Source organism: Sphingomonas sp. BK580, assembly GCF_014194975.1.
In the GTDB taxonomy this organism is placed as follows: domain Bacteria; phylum Pseudomonadota; class Alphaproteobacteria; order Sphingomonadales; family Sphingomonadaceae; genus Sphingomonas.
Map to the genome: position 1 here is coordinate 45,818 of NZ_JACIAY010000001.1, position 19,842 is coordinate 65,659.

Here is a 19,842-nt window from a genome sequence, read left to right on the forward strand (position 1 = left end):
CGATACCCCGCGCTGATCAGCCGATGTTGCTGACGACCAGCTCGGTGACGCGCTTTGCCGTTCCGGTCGACCTGGTCGCAATTGACCAGGCAACATCGACGTCGACGGTGCGGAACCGGCTGAATACGGCGCGCGACCCTTCGGTCGCGTTAATCGACAGCACGAACTTGCCGCGGATCCCGGCGAGCTGCTCGGCGAGCTGCTCGAAGTCGCCGCGCGAGAACACCTCGGCGCCGTAATCGTCCTCGGAGCCCCAGTAGGGCGGGTCCAGGTAGAAGAGCGTCTCGGCCGAGTCGTACCGTCGGATCAGGTCAGCGTAGGGTAGCCGCTCGATCGTCACCGGCGCCAGGCGCGCGCCGAGCGCGCGGATCTCGGCGCGGAGCGCCGCATAGTCGAAGCGGGATGGTCGACCAGCCGAGACGCCGAACGTTCGTCCAATCACCTTTCCGCCGAACGTGAGCCGCTGCAGGTAGAGGAAGCGCGCTGCGCGCTCGATGTCGGTCAGCGTGTCGGGATCGACCCGGCGCTGGCGGTCGAACTCGTCGCGGCTGGCGAGCAGCAGCTCGACCTCGTCGACGAGCGGCTCGAAGTGGCGCCGGGCGACGCGGAAAAGGTTGGAGACGTCGCGCGAGATGTCGTTGATCACCTCGGCCGGCGCGACGCGGCCGCGGCGCAGGAAGATCCCGCCCATGCCGACGAAGGGCTCGACGTAGGTGCGGTGCGGCGTCGTATCGATGATGGCGCACAGGCGCTTGGCCAGGTTGCGCTTGCCGCCCAGGTACGGCGCAAGAGGCCGAGCGGCGGTGGTGGTTGGCATGTCGGGGCTTTCTCTGCGGGAGGAAGCGCTCGGCTACGCGCGCGGGATCGCGCCGATCGGCGACGATCGACGGGCCTGCACCAGTGCGGCGCAGGATCTCGGCAGCGGCTCTCGGCCGCGAGGATCTGGTGGAGGTGCTGCGCGGCCAACCGACCCGAACCGGGTGGTTAGCCGCGCAGACCCAGGGAACTACGCCCCGCGTATTCCCCCGAAGGGTCTTGTATTAGCGGGCCACCCGGCGAACCGGTGACCCTGGGATGCCGCGCGCGCGGGCCGGTCCTCGCGGCTAAGCTCCGACCGGCGCCGGGGAGTATGGCACCGAGGCGAACGGCGCGGAAGCCTATCCGCGCAGGCGGCGGACCAGCTCCTTCCACTCGCGCTCGCTGCGCGGGCCCCACTCGGGCCCGGTCGGCTGGTCGAAGGTGAGCCCAAGGCGCACACGCTTGCCGCGGCACCTGGTGCAGCGAAGCCGGTCCTGGACCAGGTGCAGCCGGCCGTCCCAGAGGTGAGCGAGGAAGTATCGAGAGAGCTTCGGCCCATCGATGACGGCGCGGTGGCCGCAGGCGCAGCGCACCGCGACGTTGCCGCGCGCGGCCAGCTCGGAGAGCGTCTCAGGTCGGAAATTGGCGCCCATCGCTCGACCAGCATGCCGGAACATGGCGGGAACGTAAGGGCTGGCGATGTTGGATTTTCGGTGCTCGATGGGGCGCCGTCATGCAGCACCGCCGACTCGAGACCCTGGACGATTACGACGAGCGCGGCTTCTCCGCGCATGTCACCTGCAGCTGCGGCCGCATCGAGCTCGTCCCGATCTGCACCCTGCGCGCCGCATGCGCGCGGATCGGCGCCGGCGAGACGATCGCGGCGATCGCGCCGCACCTCCGTTGCCAGAAGTGCGGCGCGAGGTCGCCGACGATCATCCCCTTCCGAGCGCCTTACTGACCCAGGATCAGCCGGGTCATCGCGCTCGCCTCGGCGAACGCCGCGGGCGCGGCCTCGTGGAGGTCATCGGAGAACCAGCCGCCCGACTGCGCGCCGACGCGGCCGCCGAACATCGCCTCCTCGTCGAGGAAGAGCGCGCCCTTCGACGCCGCGAGCGCGCGCAGCTGCGGCTTCCACGCGGCGCGGGTCGCGTCCGTACCGCCACCCGCGGTGGTGCCCGCGACCGCCGGCCAGATCACGATCACGTCGCCGCTGAGCTGCGCCTTGTCGATGATGGTCGACTCGTTCGCCAGGAACGTCGCCAGCGTCTGCCCCTGGTTGAGGTCGTTGGTACCGAGGTTGATGACCGTCAGGCTGGGCGCGTAGGTCGCGAGGGCGTTTGCCGGCGACCAGGCGTTGGCGGTGTCGGCCTGGAAGCCGCTCTGGACGCCGGCGACGCCGAAGTTGGCGATCTCGACGGCGGGGGTGGCGCTGTCCCAGGCGACCAGACCGACGAAGTTGAAGTTACCTCCGCCGGTGCGCGCGATCGAGATCGGCGAGTTGTCCTTCGTGGTGAAGGTCACGTCGGCCTTGCCGAGCGCTGCCGTGCCGTTGGAGGTGAGGTTGAAGGTCTCCGGCCCCTTCGTCACCGTGAAGGTCGCGGCACCCGGCGTCTGGACGAAGTAGAACGACGCGCGGTCGACCGCCTTCGCCGGCGTGAACGTGCCCGCCGTCGTGCCGCCGGAGTAATAGGCTGCGCCGCCGAGCGAGATGTTGCCACCGCCCCAGCCCGAAAAGCCGGACAGCTTCGGGTCGTACGAGACCGCCTCGGCCATCGTGCCCGCACCGCCGGCGCCGAAGATGGTGTCGGTGATGGTGGGCACGCCGGCGTTGGCGAGCAGCTCGCCCACGCGGCGCGGCTTGCTCTTCGGCGCGGCGCCCGCGAGCGGGAAGAAGCGGGTCTTGCTGTCGCCGACGAAGGCGATGCGGATGTTGCCCGAGACGCCGGCGCGTAGCGAGTTGAGCGCCTTGCGCCACTTCGGCAACGCCGCGCCGGCGTAGGGCGTCGGGACGCCCGAGGCATTCGACAGCGTGGCGACGAGCGAGCCGATCGGCGCCGACTTCGTCGAGCCGTTTTGGATGACGCGGACGCTCTCGTCCCCGTTCACCGTGGTGACGGTCTGCGCCGCGACCGGCGTAGCGGCGGCAACCAGGGCGAGCGCGAACGCGCTCACCCGCATAAGCAGGTTTCGCATGGTGGTTCCTTCATGTTGAAGCTGGATCGATGCAAGAGCTCTGCGGATGATCAGAGCCCCTTGGGCCACGCGTCGACGAGCAGCTGCCGCCGCGCGTCGCACTCGGCGAGCGACACGTCCCCTTCGCGCATCGCCCGGAGCATGTCGGCCGAGGACATGGAGCCGTCACTCTGGACGGACAGCTCGCTCGGTCGGCACGGCGTCAGAGCCGCCGCTGGTGGAGGGCGCAACCGCAAAGAGATCGGCCCGGTCCTCTGCGAAGCTACGCACCCCGTCAGGAGCAAGGCAGCGAGTACGGCCGGCATCAGTTTGAGCATATTTCCTCACGGTGTTGGTGGAGCGGACGATCACAGGTCGCTGAGCGGCGAGCCGGTCGGCGAAGTTGGCGTTGCCTTTCGCCTCGCGCTGCGCGTTCGCGGTCTCGAGCTCGGCGAGCTCGCGGCGCGCGCGCTCGGCCGCGGCGGTCGCCTGGCTGCGCTCGAGCGCCAGGTGGTGCCTCGCGTCGGCGAGCTGCGCGCGCATCACCAGGACGGCGATCGCCAGGCCGACGATCGGCAGCGCCGGCCAGAACCGGCGCAGCAGCGCGAATGCCGCGGCGGGGGTCACGCTGCGACCTCGCCATGAGTCTGGGCCTTCAGCTCGGCGAAGTCGCCGAGGTAGAGCGCGGCCTCAGCCGCGCGCCGACGGATCAGCCCGCTCGAGATCTGCCCGTTGCTCTTGTTGAAGAGCGCGAACGCGCGCGCCGCCGCGTCGATCTCGCCGGCGCGGTGGAGCCGGAGCACGGTGGAGCTGCGGAACGCGCCCTTGCCGATGTTGTAGGCCAGCACGACCATGGCGCCGAACTGCGCCGCGGTAATCGGCGCCCGGCCGATCGCCGCCAACACCGCCGGCGCGAAGTCGCGCGCGAGCAGCTGCTCGAACATGGCGTCGGCCTGGTCCTGGGTGATGCGGTCGCCCGCCTTCACTCGTCGACCGTCGGGATAGTAGGTCATCCCCCAGCCGATCGTCCATTTGCCGGCGGGACAGAGGTAGGCGACCAGGCGGCACCGCTCGAAGTGGTGCAGCAGCGCGATCGCCAAGGGTCCGACCTTCATCGCCGGCGCCGGCGAGCTGATCAGGCCGAGGCGGTGCGCCGCGGCCGGCTGCGGCACCGTGCGCGCGACGGCGACGGCGACGAACAACGCCAAGCTGATCCAGGCCTGCAGGTGCTGGGGCAGCAGCGCGCGCAACTCGGGCGGCATGCTCGACCAGGCGGCCTGCAGCGCCGTCGGGTCGATCGTGAGCAGCGAGGCATAGATGGCGGCGCCGATCGCGGCGATGCGGACGGACCAGGCGTGCGTCGAGGCGCGCGCCCGCTCGAGGATGAGCGTCATGGGAGGTTCCTTGCGGGAGGGGTCAGGGCCGCTCGGGCGTGCGGCGGATGAGGAGGTCGAGCTTCGCGTTGATCGCCGCGAGGTTGGCCTTCATGTCGCTCTGCTCGACGCTGCTCGTGTCAGCGCGCACCTCGAGCTTTTCGATGCGCCGCGTGTTGTCGTCGAGCTTGCCAAGCATCTTCCCACCGGCGACCAGCATGCCGACGATGGTGAGCATGATGGTGAGGACCGGGATGAGGTCCTTCCAGGGCGCGCGCGCGGCCGCGGGCGCCACGACGACGGCCGTGGCGGTGGGTGTATCAGTCATGGGGAGGTCTCCGCGCGGGTGGCGCTGGTGGGTGCCTCGAGGCGGGGACCTCGAGGCGAGCTTACTTCTGCGTGCCGTCCGGATAGGGTGCGGCCTCGACCCAGTTGCCCAGATCGCCGCTCGGCGCGGGGCGCTTCGCCGGGGTGCAGGCGCAAGCCAGCGCCGCCGCGGCCAGCGCGGCCGCGATCGTCATCGTCTTCATAGTCGGTCTCCTTGGGGTTAAGGCTTCCAGGTCCAGTCAATCGCGGCGTAGGCGGCTCGCTTGGCGGCGGCAGTGGTCGCCGCCTTGATCGCGCGAATGGCCTCCAGCTCGATCGCCTCCCATGCGGCGATCTGGTCTTCGACGGTGTCGAGGCGCGCCTCGATTTCGCCGATGATCACGTCGATCGTGACGCCGCGCAGCTTGGCCTGCGCCATCGAGAAGCGGAACTTGCGCTTCTGCTGCGCCGCGGAGAGCGTGGCGAAGCCGGGCAGGAATGAACTCAGCGTCGCCGTCAGCGCGTTCGTGACCGGCATGCCGAGCGCGCCAGAGAGCGAGCGGAAGTCGAGGACCTCCTGCTGCTTGCGGCTATACTTCTTCTGCTTGCCGAAGTTGGTCGAGTAGATAGCCCGAACATTGGCCTCGTTCGTCGCCTTCACGAGCGCCATCAGGCTCGCCTCGACGGTCGCAAGGTCCTCGACCCAGGCCGGGGCGATCCACCGCATCACCGCCTGGTCCGGCACGGCGTCGATCCGCCACGCCTTCTGCTTCGCCGCGTCCCACGGCCAGCCGTTGTCCTTCGGGTGGCTGCCCACACTTGGCGTCGGATAAGCCGCTGCCAGCACCGTCGTGCCGGCGACGTCGGTGATCGTCCAGTATTGCATCAGCTGCCATCCGCCAGGACGACACCGCTGGTGTCGCCGGTCTGAACGCCCTGGTACTTGCGCAGGAAGAGCCCGAGCTCATAGCGCGCCGACCCGACGTTGACCTGCTGAGCCGCGTTGATCGAGCCCGGCTCGTTTATCGGTTCCGACTGGTTGTTGTTGTTGATGCGCGCCTGCGTGCCCTGGACTGCCGGCAGGTAGGACCAGGCGTTGCTCGTGCCGGCGAGCCGATAGCCGACCATCGCCTCGAGATAGACGTTGCCCTGCCCCGCCGCGGAATACTCGATGCTCATGTTCGTCCGCAGCACCCCGTTGAGCACGGACACGGTCACCGTGTTGAGCGGGATGCTGGGGTAGGACGTGCTCGAGATGCTGTACCCGGCCGCACCCATCGACCCAATCTCCGGCTTCTGCGGAGGCGGAGGATCGCGCTGCAGGGAGATTGGCACCTTGATGGTGTAAGCCTGCCCTTTGTAGGTGCCGGTGACACGCACGTAGCCCGACGCGGTGACGCTGTTGAAGGTCACGAGCCCCGACGACGTCATCTGCCCGGTGCAGCCCGAGAACTCAGGCACCGTCCAGTCGACCGAGGTCGATACATTGTTAGGCCCCTCGGTGTAGGTGAAGACGATCACCTGCGCGAGCTGGCCCGACTTAAGCGTACCGTTCGCCTCGGCGAGGAAGGTCAGGCTGCTGACGGATGCGGTGAGCGCCAGCGCGGCCGGGCCCGGCACGGTGCTGTCGGCGCCCTTGGCACCGTCTCGCACCTTGGTGACCGTGGAGCCCGTGACGACACCGGCCACCAGATCGGTGGCTACGTTGACGGTGTAGAACCCTTTACCGCCTGCGGCCACGTCGGCGTCAATGACTGCCACGCTCCACTGACCGCTCGCCCGGATCGTCAGGTTGTCCGGTCCGGTGCTGGAGAACAGCCCGGGGTAGTTGTTGACGTGGTCGATCGCCCGGCCCCACCCGAGCTGAACCACCCCCTGCGAGTTGATGACACTGAAGTACGGGTCGACGGGTGAGTTGAAGCGCGTCGTCTGAAACGAGATGTCGTAGAAAGACGGGCTGCCATCCGAATTATACTTCTGCGTGGTGGCAGAGGCGGACAATTTGATGTCCGGGAGCGCGGGGGACACCGGCTTGAAGTCGATGTTGCTCAGGATGGCGCCCGGCGTGTTGAGGCTGCTGTCGAAGAAGAACGTGCGGTTGAGCCCCGCATCCACGACACGCGCAACGTCTCCGTTGCGGAGGTATGTCACGTACCGACCGTTGTAGACCACCTGCAACAGGGTGTTCGCGTCATAGCCGCCGGCAACCACGCCGATATACGTGCCGCTCTCGTAGATCTGGAGGTTGTTGCCGTCTCCGGTGACGAACCATGCGTAATCGAGGGACCCGTAGCTGGCGTCAGTCCGAGGATCGCTGTTGAGACCAAACATGATCCCGCCATCGCCGGGAGAGGCCTGTCCGCTTGCCGCAGCGCCCCCGGTGTACCCGACCGTAGAGTATGCGTCGCTGTCCCAGTCGATGATTGTGCCGGCCGTGGCCTTGCGGATGGTCCGCCCTGACACCGAGGCGTAGCCTCGCGTGTCCATGCCGAAGGGCGGGCCGAGGTAGCGAGACCACGTGTAGAGGCCGGGGATCTGCGGCTCGGTCGGCGAAGTGCCGCTCGCGGTCCCCACATAGGAGCGCGACCCCGCCTCACCCGTGGTAAAGTTGATCGTGCCGTCCGGGCTGTCGGCGTAAGCGAAGTACGGGTACCAGGTGTCGCCGTTCTTTCCGGCCTCGCCCGGCAAACCGTCGGTGCCCCTGCTCCCACCGATCGCGAACGTGATGCCGGTGATCTGCTCGCCGGCGTCGCGGAAGAGGGCGAAGGCGCCGTAGAGGGACTCGCCGACCGTGTTGACCGGGTGCGAGTAGATCTCGCCGAAGCCCTCCATGCTGTAGCGCACGATCTTGCCGTCGCTGACGATCAGGCCGCGCGCGCCGGCGGGCGCCGACCACCCTTGCGGCTGGCTTTCCCAGACCGGAGTGCCGTTTCGCCAAACCGAGAAGAGGTTGCGATCGCTGCTCAGGTGAAGGCCATAGTCGATCGACCCATAGCTGGTGTCGGCCGAGGGGTCGGTGGTGAGGCCGATGAAGGTGTCGATCAGCATCTTGCCCGAGACCGACGCCGATCCGGTCGAGAACTCGGCGGTGCGGGCCTTGCCCACCCAATCGTTGCCGGAGCCGGCGACCTTCGCGATCGAGCTCGGCGACGGGAAGGTGCAGTTGCCGACGTTGATCAGTGCAAAGGCGCTGGCACCATCTTGGCCACCAACGCCTTCGAAACCGCCGGTTGTCACAGGACCGAGGATCAGGCGATCGGAGACGGCGCCGCGCATGCGATAGCGCACCCCGACTTCGTACTGCGTCGAGGCGGTGACGCTGGCGATCTCCTTGCGGGTGACCGTCGCCGGCTCGAGGCTTGCCCCCGTCCAATTCACGTCCGGCGCCGCGCCGGCGATGTACGGGCGATAGTCGAAGATCACCTCGTCGGCGCTGATTCGGTCGGCGTGGCCGATGATGACCAGCGCCGGCGTCGCCACGCCATCGGCCGAGAGCGTCGTGCCCTCGACCGACCAGTCGTCAGCGTCAGGCGGCGAGCGGTCGATGCCGGGGTTGCTCAGGTCAGGCGTAGGCGGAGGCGTGCCGGTCTTGCCGAGCGCGAAATCGTGCTTGCCGGCGGTTTCGGTTCGGCAGGTGAGCGTCGCACCCAGCGTGCCGCCGTCGATCTCGCGCTGCCGCACCACCACGTCGCGGCCGATCAGGTTCGCTTCCGGGATCTGGAGTGTGATGCAGTCGCCCGGACGGTAGCCAAGTGCATAGACCTTCGCGGGCACGACGATGCCGTCGAGCTCACGCGCGTTGAGCATCTCGTAGAGCGCGACCTGGGCGCCCTGCTTGGCGTCCTGGATCAGCGGGTAGCTGACCTCTTTGGGCCGACTACCGCCATCGATCGCGACATAGTCCGGCACGACGACGGGATCGAGCGGCACCATCTCCCAGCCATGCGTCTCGAGGCGCACGCTCGGGATGATGGTGTTGCGGCGCAGGCGGCGCGACACGGTAGCCGGCACGTCGACGTCGCCCATCACGTCGTTGGACGTGATCGTGCCGATCGACACGCGCGGCGCCGAGAAGGCGAGGGAGAGCTGCGCGCCCACCGGCAGCGGCTCGGCCGAGCCCGCCTGGCAGATCATCTTCAGCACGTCCCAGCCGTCGTCGGTGGTCGTGTAGACCAGACCGCCAACAGTCCAGCCGTTGGCGTCGCAGACGTTCGACCACTCGACAAACGGCGCCAAGTCGAGGCCGCTGGCCGGCAGCCCGCCGCCCGCCATCAGCACGCCGTTCTGATAGTGGCCGTATGCCCAGGTGATCGCGTGCGGTCCCGGGTTCTGCGAGTAGACGTACGTGCTCGGCTGACCCAGCCGGCAGGCGCCGGCGCCGCCGGGATAGGTCGAGTCCTGGCGCGGATCGTAGACGTAGACGCCCTCGATCACGCGGCCGCGCTCGGGCACGCCGTTCGGGAACTTCTCGCCCTTGCTGTCGAAGTCGAGGCTCCAGATATCGGCCGCCAGGCCGGAGAGCTTCGACGACGCGCCCCAGCCCGGGAAGGCGCCGAACGGGCCGGTCAGCGCTGCTGGCTCCGGGCATGCGCCGAGCTGGGTACGCAGCCACATGTTGCCGGCGAAGCTGCCGATGGCGGCGCCAGCGGCGTTGAAGGCGACAGGCGACTTGTCGATCTGCAACGGTCCAATCGACTTGACCGGGCCCAGCGAGTGGACGGTGACCCAGCTCTCCAGCTGGTTCTTCATTTTCGACGTCGGGTTGTTGTAATACTGCCGGTGCACGACGTTGCCGCCGCTCCAGGAGCGGCCGAGCATCACCGGAATACCGGCTTCCTTGTCGATCTTGAACTTGGTCGCGTTGCCCCCGACCGTGCCCTTGGGCGCGGCGGCTGCTGCGGCGATCGACAGCACGCCAGCCGTCGCCGACAAGGCCGCGCCAACGGTGCTCAGCGTCGCCGCACTCACGCCGATCGTACTGGCGGCGATCAGGCCACCGCCTACGGCAGCGCCGACGCCAGTCGCGACGAGGGCGGCGGCCCCCACCACGAAGGCCGCCGTGCGCAGTGCTTTCATGTCGATCGACCTCAGGCTTTGATCGGGATCCGCCAGGCGGCGACGTAGGCGACGGGCTGGATGACCGCGGCGCCGACCGCGTCCTCGACGAAGCCGCAGGCGCGGCCGTTGTTGAGCACCACTGCGAGACAGCCGATCGGCGACTCGGCCGGCAGCGCCAGCACGTCGGCCGGCAGCGCGGCGGCCGGCGCGACACGCTCGAACCCCATCGCGTCCATGGCGGCGGGCAGATCGGCGTAGCCGCGCGCGGCGAGCGCCTTCACCGCGCCGCGCAGCGACGCATAGCTGCCCGATGCCGGCAGCTTCACCCTGTGGCCCATCCGGCGCAGGTGACCCGCCACCATCCGGGCGCAATCATTGCGGCCGAGGCGGAAGGGCTTGTCGCGGACCGCGTCGAGCGTCGCCTGAGCGGCGTTCACGCGCTGCACCAGCTCGTGCATCAGAAGGACCTCGCGTAGGCGGCCGAGCCACCACCACCGCCGGTGCCGTAGGTCACCCCGGAAGGGACCTTCTCGACACCCCAGTAGGAGGTCTTCTCGATGCCGGTCATGTTCGCCAGCCCGGTTTCGCCGGGCCAGACCATCTTGTGGAAGGCGTCCGACAGGCGGGCGCCGGTCTCGGTTTCGTGGAAGCGCTCGAGCGCGGACACGCAGCGCCACTCGACGGTGCGGGTCGACTTGCCGACGCGCAGACGCGCCACGTCGAGCTCGCCGGCGAACACCTGCAGCGGTTCGGGTACCAGCACGCCGGTCGCGCGGTCGACGACGCCCAGGTAGCCGTTGACCAGGCTGGTCTGGACGTTGGCTTCGGTGAGGTCCTCCACCGCGGTCTCGCCCGGCGGGGCGAAGGTCAGCGTCCAGTCCGGCGCCTCGTCCGCCACGCCATCGGTGAGGTTGCCGGCCGCGACCAGGACGCCGAAGCGCGGATCCTTGCTCAGGAACTTGCGGTCGCCCCAGAGCAGCTCGCCGGCGCCGACCAGGTGCCGCAGCGTGTACCCGGGCAGGAAGATCTCGACCATGGGCGCGATCGGATCGCGGCCGGCGCGCAGACGCGCGGTCATCTCGGGCGTGAGCCGAAAGGTCATGCGCGCTCCGAGATCACCAGGCCGAGCGGATCGATCCGGTTGCGGATCCACTTCGCGCCCGAGAAGCCGGTCAACTTGCCCTCGATCCGCGGCTGCGCGAGCTCGACGATCTCGCCATCCACGGTGAGGAAGCGGAGCATCGGCCAGATCGGAAGCGCCACCTTGCCCGCGCTCGAGACCACCGAGGCCGCGGTGGTCATATGCACGTAGCGCCGGCCGGCGTGGACGATGGAGAAGTAGATGCCGCGCGCGATCGCCATGCCGGCGGGCAGCCCGCGCACAGTGAGCGACGTGCCGCCGCTGCCGCTTCCGTCGACCAGGCCGTCCGCCGCGATCATGTTGGCCGGCCGGTTCGGCTGGTCGATGGAGATCGAGCCGTCGTCCGTGAGCGCCTGCGTCAGGGCTGCCACCAGGTCGCGGCCGGGCGCGTCGAGGCGCAGCTGCGCGGTCTCGATGTCGGCCGCCCAGCGATCGCCCATCCGAGGGATCGGCAGGCTCTCGCCGCCGAATGCGCCCTCCTGCTCGCCGCTGTATAGCATCGGGCGCAGCGTGACGCTGGCGATGCGCTGGCGCGGGATGGAGACGCTCACCAGCGGCGCCCCAGCTTCTTCACGGCGCTGGCCTTGCCCTCGGCCTGGGCGATCGCCGCGCCGCCGCTCGCACCGCGCACCGCGCTCGCATCAGCCATCGCGTTCATCTGCGCGAGCAGGTCGGCGGTGACGACGGCGCCGCGCAGGTCGAAGTGGAAGGCCGCCGGCGCTCGGGCGTCGTCGTTCGCCGCGCGCCGCGTCTCGCCCGCCGGCGACACACGCGTGCCGCGCGGTAGCCAGGCGCGCTCGGGGCCGTGCTCGCCGAGCAGCGCCGCGCCGCCGGACCAGTATTCCGTCCCGGACGCCAACTTCGGGATCGGAGCGTAGACCGCGCCGAGGCTCGACTGCGTGCTCGCGGCTGTAATGCCGGGCGTCACGCCGCTGCCGCCACCCTTGCCGAACAGGCTGAGGACGCTCCCCAGCAGCCCGCCGGCGCCGCTCCCATCCTTGCCCACCGTCCACTTGGCGAGGAGATCGGACAGCGCGCGCATGCCCATCTGGCGGAACAGGTCCCAGATCGTGCCGGTGCCGTTCGTGAACACGTCCTGGTAGAAGCTGGCGAGCGATTGGATCCGCTCCTTGCCGAGATCGAGCCGCCGCTGCTCGACCTCGCGATCGGCGTTGTCATTGGCGACCAGCTCCTGGCCGGTCGCGATACGGAGCGCCTGCGGATCGCGGTCGAAGCCGAGAATCTGCGCGGCCTTGTTGTTGAAGTCGTCGGCACGCGCCTTCATCACGTCCAGCACGTCGACGTCGTGGGCGCCGGCCGAGATCTTGGTCAGCAGCTCGAGCTCCTCGCGCGTGCGCTTGGCCGCGTCGTTGAACTCGTCGAGCGACAGCTTGCCCTTGGTCCAGGCGACGTGGAAGTGGTCGCTGTGCCCCTTGTCGCCGGGCCCGAGCAGCTCGATCACGTCGATGCCGCGGCTCTCGAAGATGCGGCGCACATCGTCCTTCGTCATCGACGACATGCCGCCGGCCGGTACGAAGTCGATCGCGTTGCCGCGTACGTGGTTGGAGTTGGGCGCCCCACCGATTGCGCGATTGTGCTCGGCGGTGCGGGTGGTGCTCGTCACGTGGACGCCCGGGATGGCTTCGCGCAGCATCTTGGCGACAGCGTTGCTGGTCAGCGTCTCGGTGTCGGCGCGCGCCTTGCCGAGGGCGCGTTCGGCCGCTTCCGCCTTCCGGATCCGCTCGAGCTCGGCATCGCGCGTGGCGATGAGCTGGCGCTGGCGCGTCACCAGCGCGTCGCCGATCAGCGTTTCCATCGCCTTCTGCAGGTCGCGTTGGTAGGTGGCCTCGACCTTGCCCTGCGGCGTCGACGTGGCCTCGACCCGCATGCCGATGAGCCGGTTGAACCCGAGCTGGAAGCCCTTCTCGAGGCGCTCGACCTCCGAGGCGTTGACCTTCAGCGCCGCGGTGAGCTCGTCGATCTTGCCCTGCTGCATTGCGGCGTTGGCACCGGCGACCCCGCTCATCAGCCCGGGCGCGGTACCGCCGGCGTTCGCCTGAGTCGCCTGCGCGGCCACCAGGCGCGCGCGCGCGGCCTGCAGCTCCGCCTCGGTGCGCTTCCGAGTGGCGAGCGTCGCGTCCAGCTCAATCTTGATATTGGCGACATCGATCGCTTGCTTGCGCTCGGCCGTCTGCAGCGCCTTGCCCTGCGCGTCGGCGAGATCGAGAACCGCCTTGCGGTGCGCCTCGGCGGCCTCCTTGGCCTTCTTCGACGCCTCGCTCTCCTCCCACAGCTTCGACACGAGCGGGCCGAGCACCATCACCGCGACCTGGATGGCGACGCCCCATGGGCCCATCATGAAGCGGGCGAAGTTGCCGACCGCACCCTGAGCATACTGGAGCTGGCCGACCAACTGGCCGCCCTGCACCACGAAGGCGTTGATGGCGTTGCCGCCCATGCTGACCTGAGTGAAGAAGTCCTGGATCTGCGGCGCGGCCGCGGCGAACGACGAGCCGGACCGCTTGGCCGTCCGCTGCGCCGTACCGCCGGCCGCCTCGAGGTTCTCGTGAGCGCGCCAGGCCGCCTTGGAATAGTCGTCCAGCGACAGCACGCCGGCCGCCATGAGCGTGCGCGCCTCACCGATCTCGGCGTCGAAGCGCTGCTGCGCCATGTAGAGCGGGTCGATCGCGCGGCGCAGCGCCTCGGCGCGCTCCTCCATCTTCTCATAGGCGGCCGCGAACACCGCGGCGCTGCTCTCCGCGCTCTTGCCGACGTTCTCGCGCGTGCCGGCGTACATGTCGAGCTTGCCCGGGGTCAGCCCCGGCATCAGCGTCTCGAGCTTGCGCGCGTCGCGCTCCGCCTTGGCGATCGCGGCCTGCGCCTCCTCGCCCGACCGCACCGCGCGCTTGGCGATGCGATCGAAGGCGGCATCGCCGGTGGTGCCGATCTCGCGGAGATCCGCGACGACCTCGCCCTTGCCAACGGTACCGAGACGGATGCCGACGCTACGCATGATCGCCGCCCTCCGTTTCGGTGCCGGGATCCTCCCCGGCCAGGTTGTCGATGATGATCGGCTCGATGCGCGGCAGCACGTCGGCGAGCAGCTCGAGGTCAGCGCCGAGGTGGAGCCCGACCGTCATGATCGAGCCGAAGTCGAGCCCGATCGGCGCGCCGGTACCGGCGGTGCGGATCTGGCGGTCACACGAGGTCAGGACGCGCCAGACGTCCTCTTCGGCTTCGCTCTGCGGCTCCTCGACGACGTAGGCGCACGGCGCGCACCGCCGGCCCTGGCCGGCTTCGCAGGAGAGATGGCAAAAGCGCTGCCCCGCGTCGCCGCCTCCCCAATGCCACTCGGCGAGGCGGCAGAGCCGTTTCCCGGCTCGGCCCGCTGCCGCTCGCGCATCACGAACGGCGTGACATAGGCCTCCTCGAAGGCGTCGACCGCGAGCGGGTCGGAGAGCACCAGCGCCAGGTTCTCGGCCGAGAACGGCAGCAGGTCGAAGACGGGCTCGCCGGCGACGAGGAGCGGCGCGCCGTCCTCGCCGGTCGCGGTGACGAAGACGTCCCGCCAGTCCTTCGCGCCCTCCAGGATGAGCGCCCGGGTCATGGCGTCGCCCATCTCCTCGATCATGTCGATCGCGGACATGGGCTCTGCGCCGTCCACCATCTCGGCGAGCTCGGCCTGCGACGCCGCGCGCGCGGCGCGGCGCGCGCGGATCAGCATGGTGCGGGTGATCGGCGCGAAGAGGACCTCGGCGCCCATGACGGGCGTCCAGGCCGGCGCCGGCGCGGCTCGGTTGGCGATCAGCATCAGGCGTAGCTCGCCACGTCGTTCTTCAGCGTCACGACGACCGTGTTGCTCGCGCCGGGCTTGGAGCTCTGCCAGTTGTAGCTGGCCTGGATCGCGCCGGGGCCCTGGATCGGGTTCTTCGCTCGCGGCAGGAACACGCGGCCGACGGTGAAGAGCAGCTCGTGGTTGCCGACCTTCCAGCCGAACACGAGCTCGATCGGGGTTGGCGGGCTCGTCGTCGCCGCGTTGAGCAGCGTGCGATCCTTGAACTTGATCGTCACCGAGCCCGTCATCTGCGCCATCGCCGGATCGCTGTCCTCGATGCGGCCGTCCGGCTGGATGGTCTCGACCTTCTCGAGGTTGTTCGAGAAGGTGAAGTCGGCGCTGACGACCGATCCGAGGATCTGACCATCCTTGCGGATATAGCCGGTCGCCTGCGGGAAGCGGGTCGTCGCGAGCTCGACGGGGTTGGCGCTTCCGACCGTCGCGTCGACCGGGTCGCTCTCGCCGATGCAGACCAGGCTGCAGGTGGCGTTGAGCAGCCCACCGCGCGCCATCGAGATGCGCAGCTGGTTGCCGCGCGCGCCGCGGTGCACCGAGAAGCTCGGGACCTCGGGCATGCCGATCTCGATCGACATGGAGGGCAGCGTCTGCGCGCCCGAGCGGAAGACGTGCTGGAACACGTCCGCGCCGTTGACCTGGGTCGGCCCCGACGTGGTCGGGTCGCCGAAGAAGAGCTGCAGGAAGCGCGCGAAATTGCGCACGTCCACCGGCACGACGATATCGCCGTCGTTGGTCGCTACGTCCGGCGTCGGATCCTGCATCTCACGGCCCTGGCCGAGCAGATCGCTCTCGATCAGGCCGCGTTCCTCGCCGAGGCCGTGCGAGACGAACGGCACGCGGAACCACTTGGCGGCGGCACCGGGCACCGTGCCCGGGGTGGTTTCGAACGCGGCGACGGCGCGCGCGTTCGCCCCGCGTGCGCGGGTCGTGGGGGTAAGAGCCATGGCGGCATCTCCTCGGAGGGTCAGGTAAGGGGGGTGTCGGTGACGTAGCTGGCCACCAGGCTGAGCAGCGTGCCGCGCAACCCGGGCGCGTTGTCGGCGCGGACGTTCTGCGTCGACGGCGCTTCCGGCTCGATCCAGTCGCAAAGGCCGCCGAGCTGCCGGTCGGCCGCGATCGCGGCGTCCAGCGCCATCAGCGCGCCGTCGAGCGCATCCTCGTCGGCCATGGTGACCTCGAGCGGGATGCGGTGGGTCCAGTTGTAGGCGAGCGGGCTCAGGTCGATCTCGGGATCGCCCGGGTCGCCGGCGCGCACCACGATACGGCCGCCGGTGCGGACGCGAGTCGGCAGATCCTCGTGATCGTCGAGCCCCACCACTTCGGCCCCGGGCAGCGTCGCCTTTGCCAAGGCGAGGATGGCGCGCAGCACCTCGAGGCGGCGGCTCATGAGCGACCCAGACGGTTGTCGAAGGCCTGCTCGTAGCGCACCGCCCAGCGGCCAGCGCTGGCGTCCAGGTCGAAGAGCTTCGGCATGGTGACGCTCCGCGTGAGCACGAACATGAGAGTGAGCTTCGGCTCGCGCCCGGCTTCCACGCGGCGCCGGGTCGGCGCGCGCACATTGCTTCCGCCGCGGCGCGCGCGGCCGGCGACCAGGTCCATGAAGGCGAGCAGCCGGCCGGCGCGACCCTTGCGGATCACGAAGTCGGTGTTGAACCGGCTCTCGCACTCCTCGGGCGTGATCGCGCCGGCCTGCAGGCGGCTCGGCCGCTGGCCGTTGCCGCGCAGGCGCCCGCTCCTGGACCGGGCCCGAGGCACGTTGCTCGTCGGGATCCAGAGGAACTGCGAGCCGGCGACAGGCCGGATCGTCGCGCCGCGCGTGAACGCGTCCATGATCTCGGGCGCGCGCGAGTAGACGACGCCGGCGGGGTTGATGCTGTTCCTCTGACCGTCCGGGTACGAGCGCGCCGTCCAGGTGTTCGGCAGCCGATCGCCCAGCCCCAGCGATCGCGTCTGCTGGCGCAGCTCGTCGCGGGTGAGCGGGGCGGTGTCGCGCATCGCGTCGGTCGCGGCGCGCGCGATATCGCCCTCGATCTCGTTGGCCAGGTCCGAGAAGCCGAAGGTCGCCGCGGAGAGCATCAGACCTCCGCGGCGCCGATCTTCCAGGTCAGACCCTCGGCGTCGAGCATCGCGTCGCCGATCAGACGGAACGAGACGCCGGCGATCGTCAGCAGATCGCCGTCACGCGGTTCGTCGACGTCGCCGCGCTGGATCTCGAAGGCGTTCGTGCCCTGGACAATGACACCCTCTCCGAAGCGGACCTGCTCGTCGGGCCGGCTCCGGATGACGCGGATCGAGTCGGCCAGCGGCTCGCCACCGGCCGGGGTGAACCGAGCGTCGACCGCTCCCGGCCCCCGGAACAGCGCGCCCAGGGAGGCCGAGAACGGATCGAACATCAGCGGCGGCCGCCGCGCGCCGGCGCCGCGGGTGCGGCGGGCTCGCTCTCGCCCTCGCCCTCGCCCTCGGCGCCTTCCTCGGCACCGTCCTCGTCGTCGGCCAGCTCTTCGGCGAGCTTCGCCTTGACCATGTCCGCGGCACGGCCCTCGGTCATTTCGAGCTTTTCGTCGCCCACGGGCACCACGGTGTCCGCGGAAACGAAGGCGCCGCCATTCAGATACGCGGCGCTCAGGAGCAGGATCTTCTTCATCGTGGCAGGTTCCTCGCTGTCGGCCACCCAAGCGGCGCGCCGATGCAGGTGGTGGGGCCGGCTTAGAAGCTGGCGTTGAGGCGGACGTTGGCCGTGGTGGCGCCCGCGGCGCGCGCCGCGGTGAAGACGCCGATCGGCGTGTTCGCGCCGGCCGTGGCGGTCACGACCTTGGCCGTGTTGTCCCAATAAGCCTTGGCGCCCTCGGCGACGGCGTTGGCGTCCTTCGCCAGGTCGTAGCAGCCGACCAGCTCGAACACGCCGCGCGCGCCAACGGCGAGCGCCGACTTGGCGACGCCGAAGACGGCGCCGATGAGCGCGCCGGCGCCGGCAGCAACGGCATAGGGCGCGGTGAGGGTGAGCGAGTCACCCTTGGCGGTGAAATTACGCATCGTGGGGATCTCCCGAAACGGCACGGGCGGCTCGAGGCCGCCCGTGTCACGTCATGGCTGGTGGGGTGGAGCGGCTTAGTTGGCCGCGCCCGGATTCTTGAAGAGGCCACGGTGATCGATCGCCTTGGCGCCGAACACGAGCCGGCCCTTGATGTCGATGCCGTCGACCTCGAAGCCCTGGCGCTCCTCGGTCTGCAGGCCCTCGTAGCCGGCCAGGTACGCATACTCGATCGTGTCGATCGGCTGCGCGTTCGGGTCGGCGGCGAGGAAGAAGCTGTAGTCGAGGATCCGCGGCTCGACCTGCGGCTGCAGCGCCCGGTTGTAGTCCGGGTTGATGTCGCCGTTGATCGTCGCCTGGTAGTTGGCCGAGGTGAACTGGTTGGCCTGCTGCTCGCGCAGCGGACCCACCACCAGGTGCGCCGGGGTGGCCGAGGTGAAGCGACCCTTGGGCGCGCGCTGGGTGCGCATCGCGGTGCGGCCCGCCTGCAGCGAGTCGATCGAGATGGCCGAGCCGGCCGCGGCGAGGTTGCCATGGGTCGCGTGGAACAGCGGCACGCCGTCCGACATGAGCGGGTTGCTGAGCAGGATCGCATAGACGACGTCGCCTTCGACCTGCGCGGCCTCCTGGCCCATCGCCTGCGGGATGCGATCGAACGCGCCCAGGTCGTCGTTGATGATCGTCTCCCAAGTCAGCGAGATGATCTGGCCCCACTTGCCGACCGTGTACTGCTCGGCCGAGTCACCGACTGTCGCGTACTGATACTCGGCACCTTCGGCGACCTGCTGCATCGCCGAGATGTCGGACAGCGCGACGCGGCTCACCGGCCGGAAGTCGGGCACCGACGCCTGGCGGCAGAAGGCAGTGAACGTGCGCGGCGCGAGCTCGTAGCCGCGGCGCAGCGTGCGCGTCACGGTATTGGCGAGCACCGCCGGGAAGTCGCCGGTGGCATGCTGGCCGGCGTTGCGCGGCTGGCGGTAGCGGAACACCGCCTGGGCGACCTCGGGGTCGCTCATGTTGCGGGTGCTGACGCCGGTCGAGTCGAGGAAGTCGCGGGCGAGCACGATCAGGCGACGGCCCGCGAAGCCGCGCGCGTCGTCGTTGAGCTGGTTGCGCGGATTGGCACGGTGCGCGATCGCCAGGCTCATCGCGTCGGCGCGCGCCTGGAACTGCGCGGCGGGGATCAGCGCCGGCGAATAGTTGGTGATGGTCGGCGCGGCCGTGGCGATCTGGTCGATGATGCGCGTGCGCGCCGCCTCGATCGATACGCCCTCGTTGACCAGGGTGTCGGCGAAGGCGCCGTCCAGGCGAGCGCGGCTCACCTCGTTGCGGATGGTCGACGCGCGGGTGCGCTCGGCGACGATCGCCTGCTGTGCCGCAGCGCTCGCCGCGTCGGCGATGTTGGTCGGCTGAGCCGGGTTCTCGATCGTGATGGCAGGAGTGGTCGGGGTGGTCGAGGGCGTCGGGGTCGGCGCCGGCACGATATCGGACATCGAAGTCTCCGAAGTGGGAGGGGTGGCGGCTGGCGCCTGGTTACTCGTCGCCATGGCGATGAGGGGGTGGGCCGGCACGGCGCGGAAGCCGAACTTGCTCGGGTCGAGCATGTTGGTCGCGGTCGCGTTGCCGGAGATCTCGTCGATGAACTTCATGGCCAGCGCTTCCTGCGCGGTCATCCAGGTCTCGGCGTCGAGGAGCGGGCTCAGCTCCTCCTCGCTCATGCCGGTGCGCGCCGCGTAGATCCCGACGAGCTGGCGCTGCAGGAAGTCGAGGCGGTCGGCGACGCTGCGCAGATCGTCCGCGTCGCCGTATGTCCCGTCGGAAGGCTTGTGGATCATCATCACCGCGTTCTCGGCCATGATGATGCGATCGCCGGCCATGGCGATGACGCTAGCGATCGAGCCCGCGACGCCGTCGACGATCACGGTGACCTTGCGGGGCGACGACTTGAGCGCGTTGTAGATCGCGAAGCCGTCGAAGAGCAGGCCGCCGAGCGAGTTGATGCGGACCGTGATGTCGTCGGGCGCATGCTGGATGCGGTCGACCATCCACGAGGCCTCGAGACCGTCGCAGCTGTCGCCGACGATCCCGTAGAGAAGGATTTCCATGG

Annotated in this window: 23 protein-coding genes; 1 reads left to right on the forward strand and 22 read right to left on the reverse strand. The window is 69.5% G+C overall.

From position 1 onward, the window contains the following. Window positions 1–16: 16 nt before the first annotated feature. Together FHY05_RS00205 and FHY05_RS00210 are read right to left on the reverse strand one after the other, a co-directional pair. On the reverse strand, window positions 17–817 hold the full coding sequence (locus tag FHY05_RS00205; protein ID WP_183942422.1) for a DNA adenine methylase: 801 nt from the start codon (window positions 815–817) through the stop codon (window positions 17–19). 340 nt (window positions 818–1,157) lie between these two features. Further along, on the reverse strand, window positions 1,158–1,475 hold the full coding sequence (locus tag FHY05_RS00210) for a hypothetical protein (RefSeq protein WP_183942423.1): 318 nt from the start codon (window positions 1,473–1,475) through the stop codon (window positions 1,158–1,160). Window positions 1,476–1,531: 56 nt separating this feature from the next. Between FHY05_RS00210 and FHY05_RS00215 the strand changes: the two genes are divergently transcribed. Beyond that, window positions 1,532–1,759 carry a hypothetical protein gene (locus FHY05_RS00215; RefSeq protein WP_183942424.1) on the forward strand — a complete coding sequence of 76 codons (228 nt, stop codon included), beginning with the start codon at window positions 1,532–1,534 and terminating at the stop codon, window positions 1,757–1,759. On the opposite strand, the gene FHY05_RS00220 is transcribed toward FHY05_RS00215, so the two are convergent. From FHY05_RS00220 to FHY05_RS00310, 20 genes are all read right to left on the reverse strand, one after another. Next, window positions 1,753–2,994, reverse strand: coding sequence for an SGNH/GDSL hydrolase family protein (locus FHY05_RS00220; RefSeq protein WP_183942425.1), 1,242 nt, complete (start codon window positions 2,992–2,994; stop codon window positions 1,753–1,755). The genes FHY05_RS00215 and FHY05_RS00220 overlap by 7 nt on opposite strands. Before the next feature lie 165 nt (window positions 2,995–3,159). Next, window positions 3,160–3,600, reverse strand: a complete 441-nt coding sequence (locus FHY05_RS00225; RefSeq protein WP_183942426.1) for a hypothetical protein — start codon at window positions 3,598–3,600, stop codon at window positions 3,160–3,162. Then, a complete protein-coding gene (locus FHY05_RS22340) occupies window positions 3,597–4,367 on the reverse strand; it encodes a lysozyme (RefSeq protein WP_260181066.1) in 771 nt (256 codons plus the stop codon). Before FHY05_RS22340 ends, FHY05_RS00225 begins: the two co-directional genes overlap by 4 nt. A gap of 22 nt (window positions 4,368–4,389) precedes the next feature. After that, window positions 4,390–4,641: a hypothetical protein gene (locus tag FHY05_RS00235; protein ID WP_183942427.1), complete on the reverse strand. Its 252-nt coding sequence runs from the start codon at window positions 4,639–4,641 to the stop codon at window positions 4,390–4,392. 94 nt (window positions 4,642–4,735) lie between these two features. Further along, a complete protein-coding gene (locus tag FHY05_RS00240) occupies window positions 4,736–4,876 on the reverse strand; it encodes a hypothetical protein (protein ID WP_183942428.1) in 141 nt (46 codons plus the stop codon). A gap of 17 nt (window positions 4,877–4,893) precedes the next feature. Continuing rightward, complete coding sequence (locus FHY05_RS00245) at window positions 4,894–5,538, reverse strand: hypothetical protein (RefSeq protein WP_183942429.1); 645 nt, start codon at window positions 5,536–5,538, stop codon at window positions 4,894–4,896. Then, window positions 5,538–9,728, reverse strand: coding sequence for a hypothetical protein (locus FHY05_RS00250; RefSeq protein WP_183942430.1), 4,191 nt, complete (start codon window positions 9,726–9,728; stop codon window positions 5,538–5,540). The genes FHY05_RS00245 and FHY05_RS00250 overlap by 1 nt, the downstream gene beginning before the upstream one ends. An 11-nt stretch (window positions 9,729–9,739) precedes the next feature. Beyond that, window positions 9,740–10,168 (reverse strand): DUF6950 family protein, encoded by a 429-nt coding sequence (locus tag FHY05_RS00255; RefSeq protein WP_183942431.1) that lies wholly within the window; start codon window positions 10,166–10,168, stop codon window positions 9,740–9,742. Then, window positions 10,168–10,812, reverse strand: a complete 645-nt coding sequence (locus FHY05_RS00260; protein ID WP_183942432.1) for a hypothetical protein — start codon at window positions 10,810–10,812, stop codon at window positions 10,168–10,170. The genes FHY05_RS00255 and FHY05_RS00260 overlap by 1 nt, the downstream gene beginning before the upstream one ends. Further along, complete coding sequence (locus FHY05_RS00265) at window positions 10,809–11,402, reverse strand: hypothetical protein (RefSeq protein ID WP_183942433.1); 594 nt, start codon at window positions 11,400–11,402, stop codon at window positions 10,809–10,811. Before FHY05_RS00265 ends, FHY05_RS00260 begins: the two co-directional genes overlap by 4 nt. Next, window positions 11,399–13,864 carry a D-Ala-D-Ala carboxypeptidase family metallohydrolase gene (locus tag FHY05_RS00270; RefSeq protein ID WP_183942434.1) on the reverse strand — a complete coding sequence of 822 codons (2,466 nt, stop codon included), beginning with the start codon at window positions 13,862–13,864 and terminating at the stop codon, window positions 11,399–11,401. Before FHY05_RS00270 ends, FHY05_RS00265 begins: the two co-directional genes overlap by 4 nt. Next, window positions 13,857–13,991, reverse strand: a complete 135-nt coding sequence (locus FHY05_RS22345) for a hypothetical protein (RefSeq protein WP_260181067.1) — start codon at window positions 13,989–13,991, stop codon at window positions 13,857–13,859. Before FHY05_RS22345 ends, FHY05_RS00270 begins: the two co-directional genes overlap by 8 nt. A 68-nt stretch (window positions 13,992–14,059) precedes the next feature. Further along, on the reverse strand, window positions 14,060–14,662 hold the full coding sequence (locus tag FHY05_RS00275; protein WP_183942435.1) for a hypothetical protein: 603 nt from the start codon (window positions 14,660–14,662) through the stop codon (window positions 14,060–14,062). After that, on the reverse strand, window positions 14,662–15,648 hold the full coding sequence (locus tag FHY05_RS00280; protein ID WP_183942436.1) for a phage tail tube protein: 987 nt from the start codon (window positions 15,646–15,648) through the stop codon (window positions 14,662–14,664). Before FHY05_RS00280 ends, FHY05_RS00275 begins: the two co-directional genes overlap by 1 nt. Before the next feature lie 20 nt (window positions 15,649–15,668). After that, window positions 15,669–16,091, reverse strand: coding sequence for a hypothetical protein (locus FHY05_RS00285; protein WP_183942437.1), 423 nt, complete (start codon window positions 16,089–16,091; stop codon window positions 15,669–15,671). Continuing rightward, entirely contained in the window at window positions 16,088–16,780 is a 693-nt protein-coding gene (locus FHY05_RS00290; RefSeq protein ID WP_183942438.1) for a DUF6441 family protein, read from the reverse strand. The genes FHY05_RS00285 and FHY05_RS00290 overlap by 4 nt, the downstream gene beginning before the upstream one ends. After that, entirely contained in the window at window positions 16,780–17,097 is a 318-nt protein-coding gene (locus tag FHY05_RS00295; protein ID WP_183942439.1) for a hypothetical protein, read from the reverse strand. Before FHY05_RS00295 ends, FHY05_RS00290 begins: the two co-directional genes overlap by 1 nt. After that, a complete protein-coding gene (locus tag FHY05_RS00300; protein ID WP_183942440.1) occupies window positions 17,097–17,348 on the reverse strand; it encodes a hypothetical protein in 252 nt (83 codons plus the stop codon). The genes FHY05_RS00295 and FHY05_RS00300 overlap by 1 nt, the downstream gene beginning before the upstream one ends. A gap of 62 nt (window positions 17,349–17,410) precedes the next feature. Then, the gene (locus tag FHY05_RS00305; protein ID WP_183942441.1) at window positions 17,411–17,737 is read right to left on the reverse strand and encodes a DUF2190 family protein; all 327 of its coding nucleotides are present in this window, start codon (window positions 17,735–17,737) and stop codon (window positions 17,411–17,413) included. 75 nt (window positions 17,738–17,812) lie between these two features. After that, window positions 17,813–19,840, reverse strand: a complete 2,028-nt coding sequence (locus FHY05_RS00310; RefSeq protein ID WP_183942442.1) for a ClpP-like prohead protease/major capsid protein fusion protein — start codon at window positions 19,838–19,840, stop codon at window positions 17,813–17,815. Between the last annotated feature and the right edge of the window lie 2 nt (window positions 19,841–19,842).

Bases quoted from the DNA above. Each gene is read 5' to 3' on its own strand.
- FHY05_RS00205 (WP_183942422.1), bottom strand. From the start codon at position 817: ATGCCAACCACCACCGCCGCTCGGCCTCTTGCGCCGTACCTGGGCGGC.
- FHY05_RS00210 (WP_183942423.1), bottom strand. From the start codon at position 1,475: ATGTTCCGGCATGCTGGTCGAGCGATGGGCGCCAATTTCCGACCTGAG.
- FHY05_RS00215 (WP_183942424.1), top strand. From the start codon at position 1,532: ATGCAGCACCGCCGACTCGAGACCCTGGACGATTACGACGAGCGCGGC.
- FHY05_RS00220 (WP_183942425.1), bottom strand. From the start codon at position 2,994: ATGCGAAACCTGCTTATGCGGGTGAGCGCGTTCGCGCTCGCCCTGGTT.
- FHY05_RS22340 (WP_260181066.1), bottom strand. From the start codon at position 4,367: ATGACGCTCATCCTCGAGCGGGCGCGCGCCTCGACGCACGCCTGGTCC.
- FHY05_RS00240 (WP_183942428.1), bottom strand. From the start codon at position 4,876: ATGAAGACGATGACGATCGCGGCCGCGCTGGCCGCGGCGGCGCTGGCT.
- FHY05_RS00245 (WP_183942429.1), bottom strand. From the start codon at position 5,538: ATGCAATACTGGACGATCACCGACGTCGCCGGCACGACGGTGCTGGCA.
- FHY05_RS00250 (WP_183942430.1), bottom strand. From the start codon at position 9,728: ATGAAAGCACTGCGCACGGCGGCCTTCGTGGTGGGGGCCGCCGCCCTC.
- FHY05_RS00255 (WP_183942431.1), bottom strand. From the start codon at position 10,168: ATGCACGAGCTGGTGCAGCGCGTGAACGCCGCTCAGGCGACGCTCGAC.
- FHY05_RS00260 (WP_183942432.1), bottom strand. From the start codon at position 10,812: ATGACCTTTCGGCTCACGCCCGAGATGACCGCGCGTCTGCGCGCCGGC.
- FHY05_RS00270 (WP_183942434.1), bottom strand. From the start codon at position 13,864: ATGCGTAGCGTCGGCATCCGTCTCGGTACCGTTGGCAAGGGCGAGGTC.
- FHY05_RS22345 (WP_260181067.1), bottom strand. From the start codon at position 13,991: ATGACGGTCGGGCTCCACCTCGGCGCTGACCTCGAGCTGCTCGCCGAC.
- FHY05_RS00275 (WP_183942435.1), bottom strand. From the start codon at position 14,662: ATGCTGATCGCCAACCGAGCCGCGCCGGCGCCGGCCTGGACGCCCGTC.
- FHY05_RS00280 (WP_183942436.1), bottom strand. From the start codon at position 15,648: ATGGCTCTTACCCCCACGACCCGCGCACGCGGGGCGAACGCGCGCGCC.
- FHY05_RS00285 (WP_183942437.1), bottom strand. From the start codon at position 16,091: ATGAGCCGCCGCCTCGAGGTGCTGCGCGCCATCCTCGCCTTGGCAAAG.
- FHY05_RS00290 (WP_183942438.1), bottom strand. From the start codon at position 16,780: ATGCTCTCCGCGGCGACCTTCGGCTTCTCGGACCTGGCCAACGAGATC.
- FHY05_RS00295 (WP_183942439.1), bottom strand. From the start codon at position 17,097: ATGTTCGATCCGTTCTCGGCCTCCCTGGGCGCGCTGTTCCGGGGGCCG.
- FHY05_RS00300 (WP_183942440.1), bottom strand. From the start codon at position 17,348: ATGAAGAAGATCCTGCTCCTGAGCGCCGCGTATCTGAATGGCGGCGCC.
- FHY05_RS00305 (WP_183942441.1), bottom strand. From the start codon at position 17,737: ATGCGTAATTTCACCGCCAAGGGTGACTCGCTCACCCTCACCGCGCCC.
- FHY05_RS00310 (WP_183942442.1), bottom strand. From the start codon at position 19,840: ATGGAAATCCTTCTCTACGGGATCGTCGGCGACAGCTGCGACGGTCTC.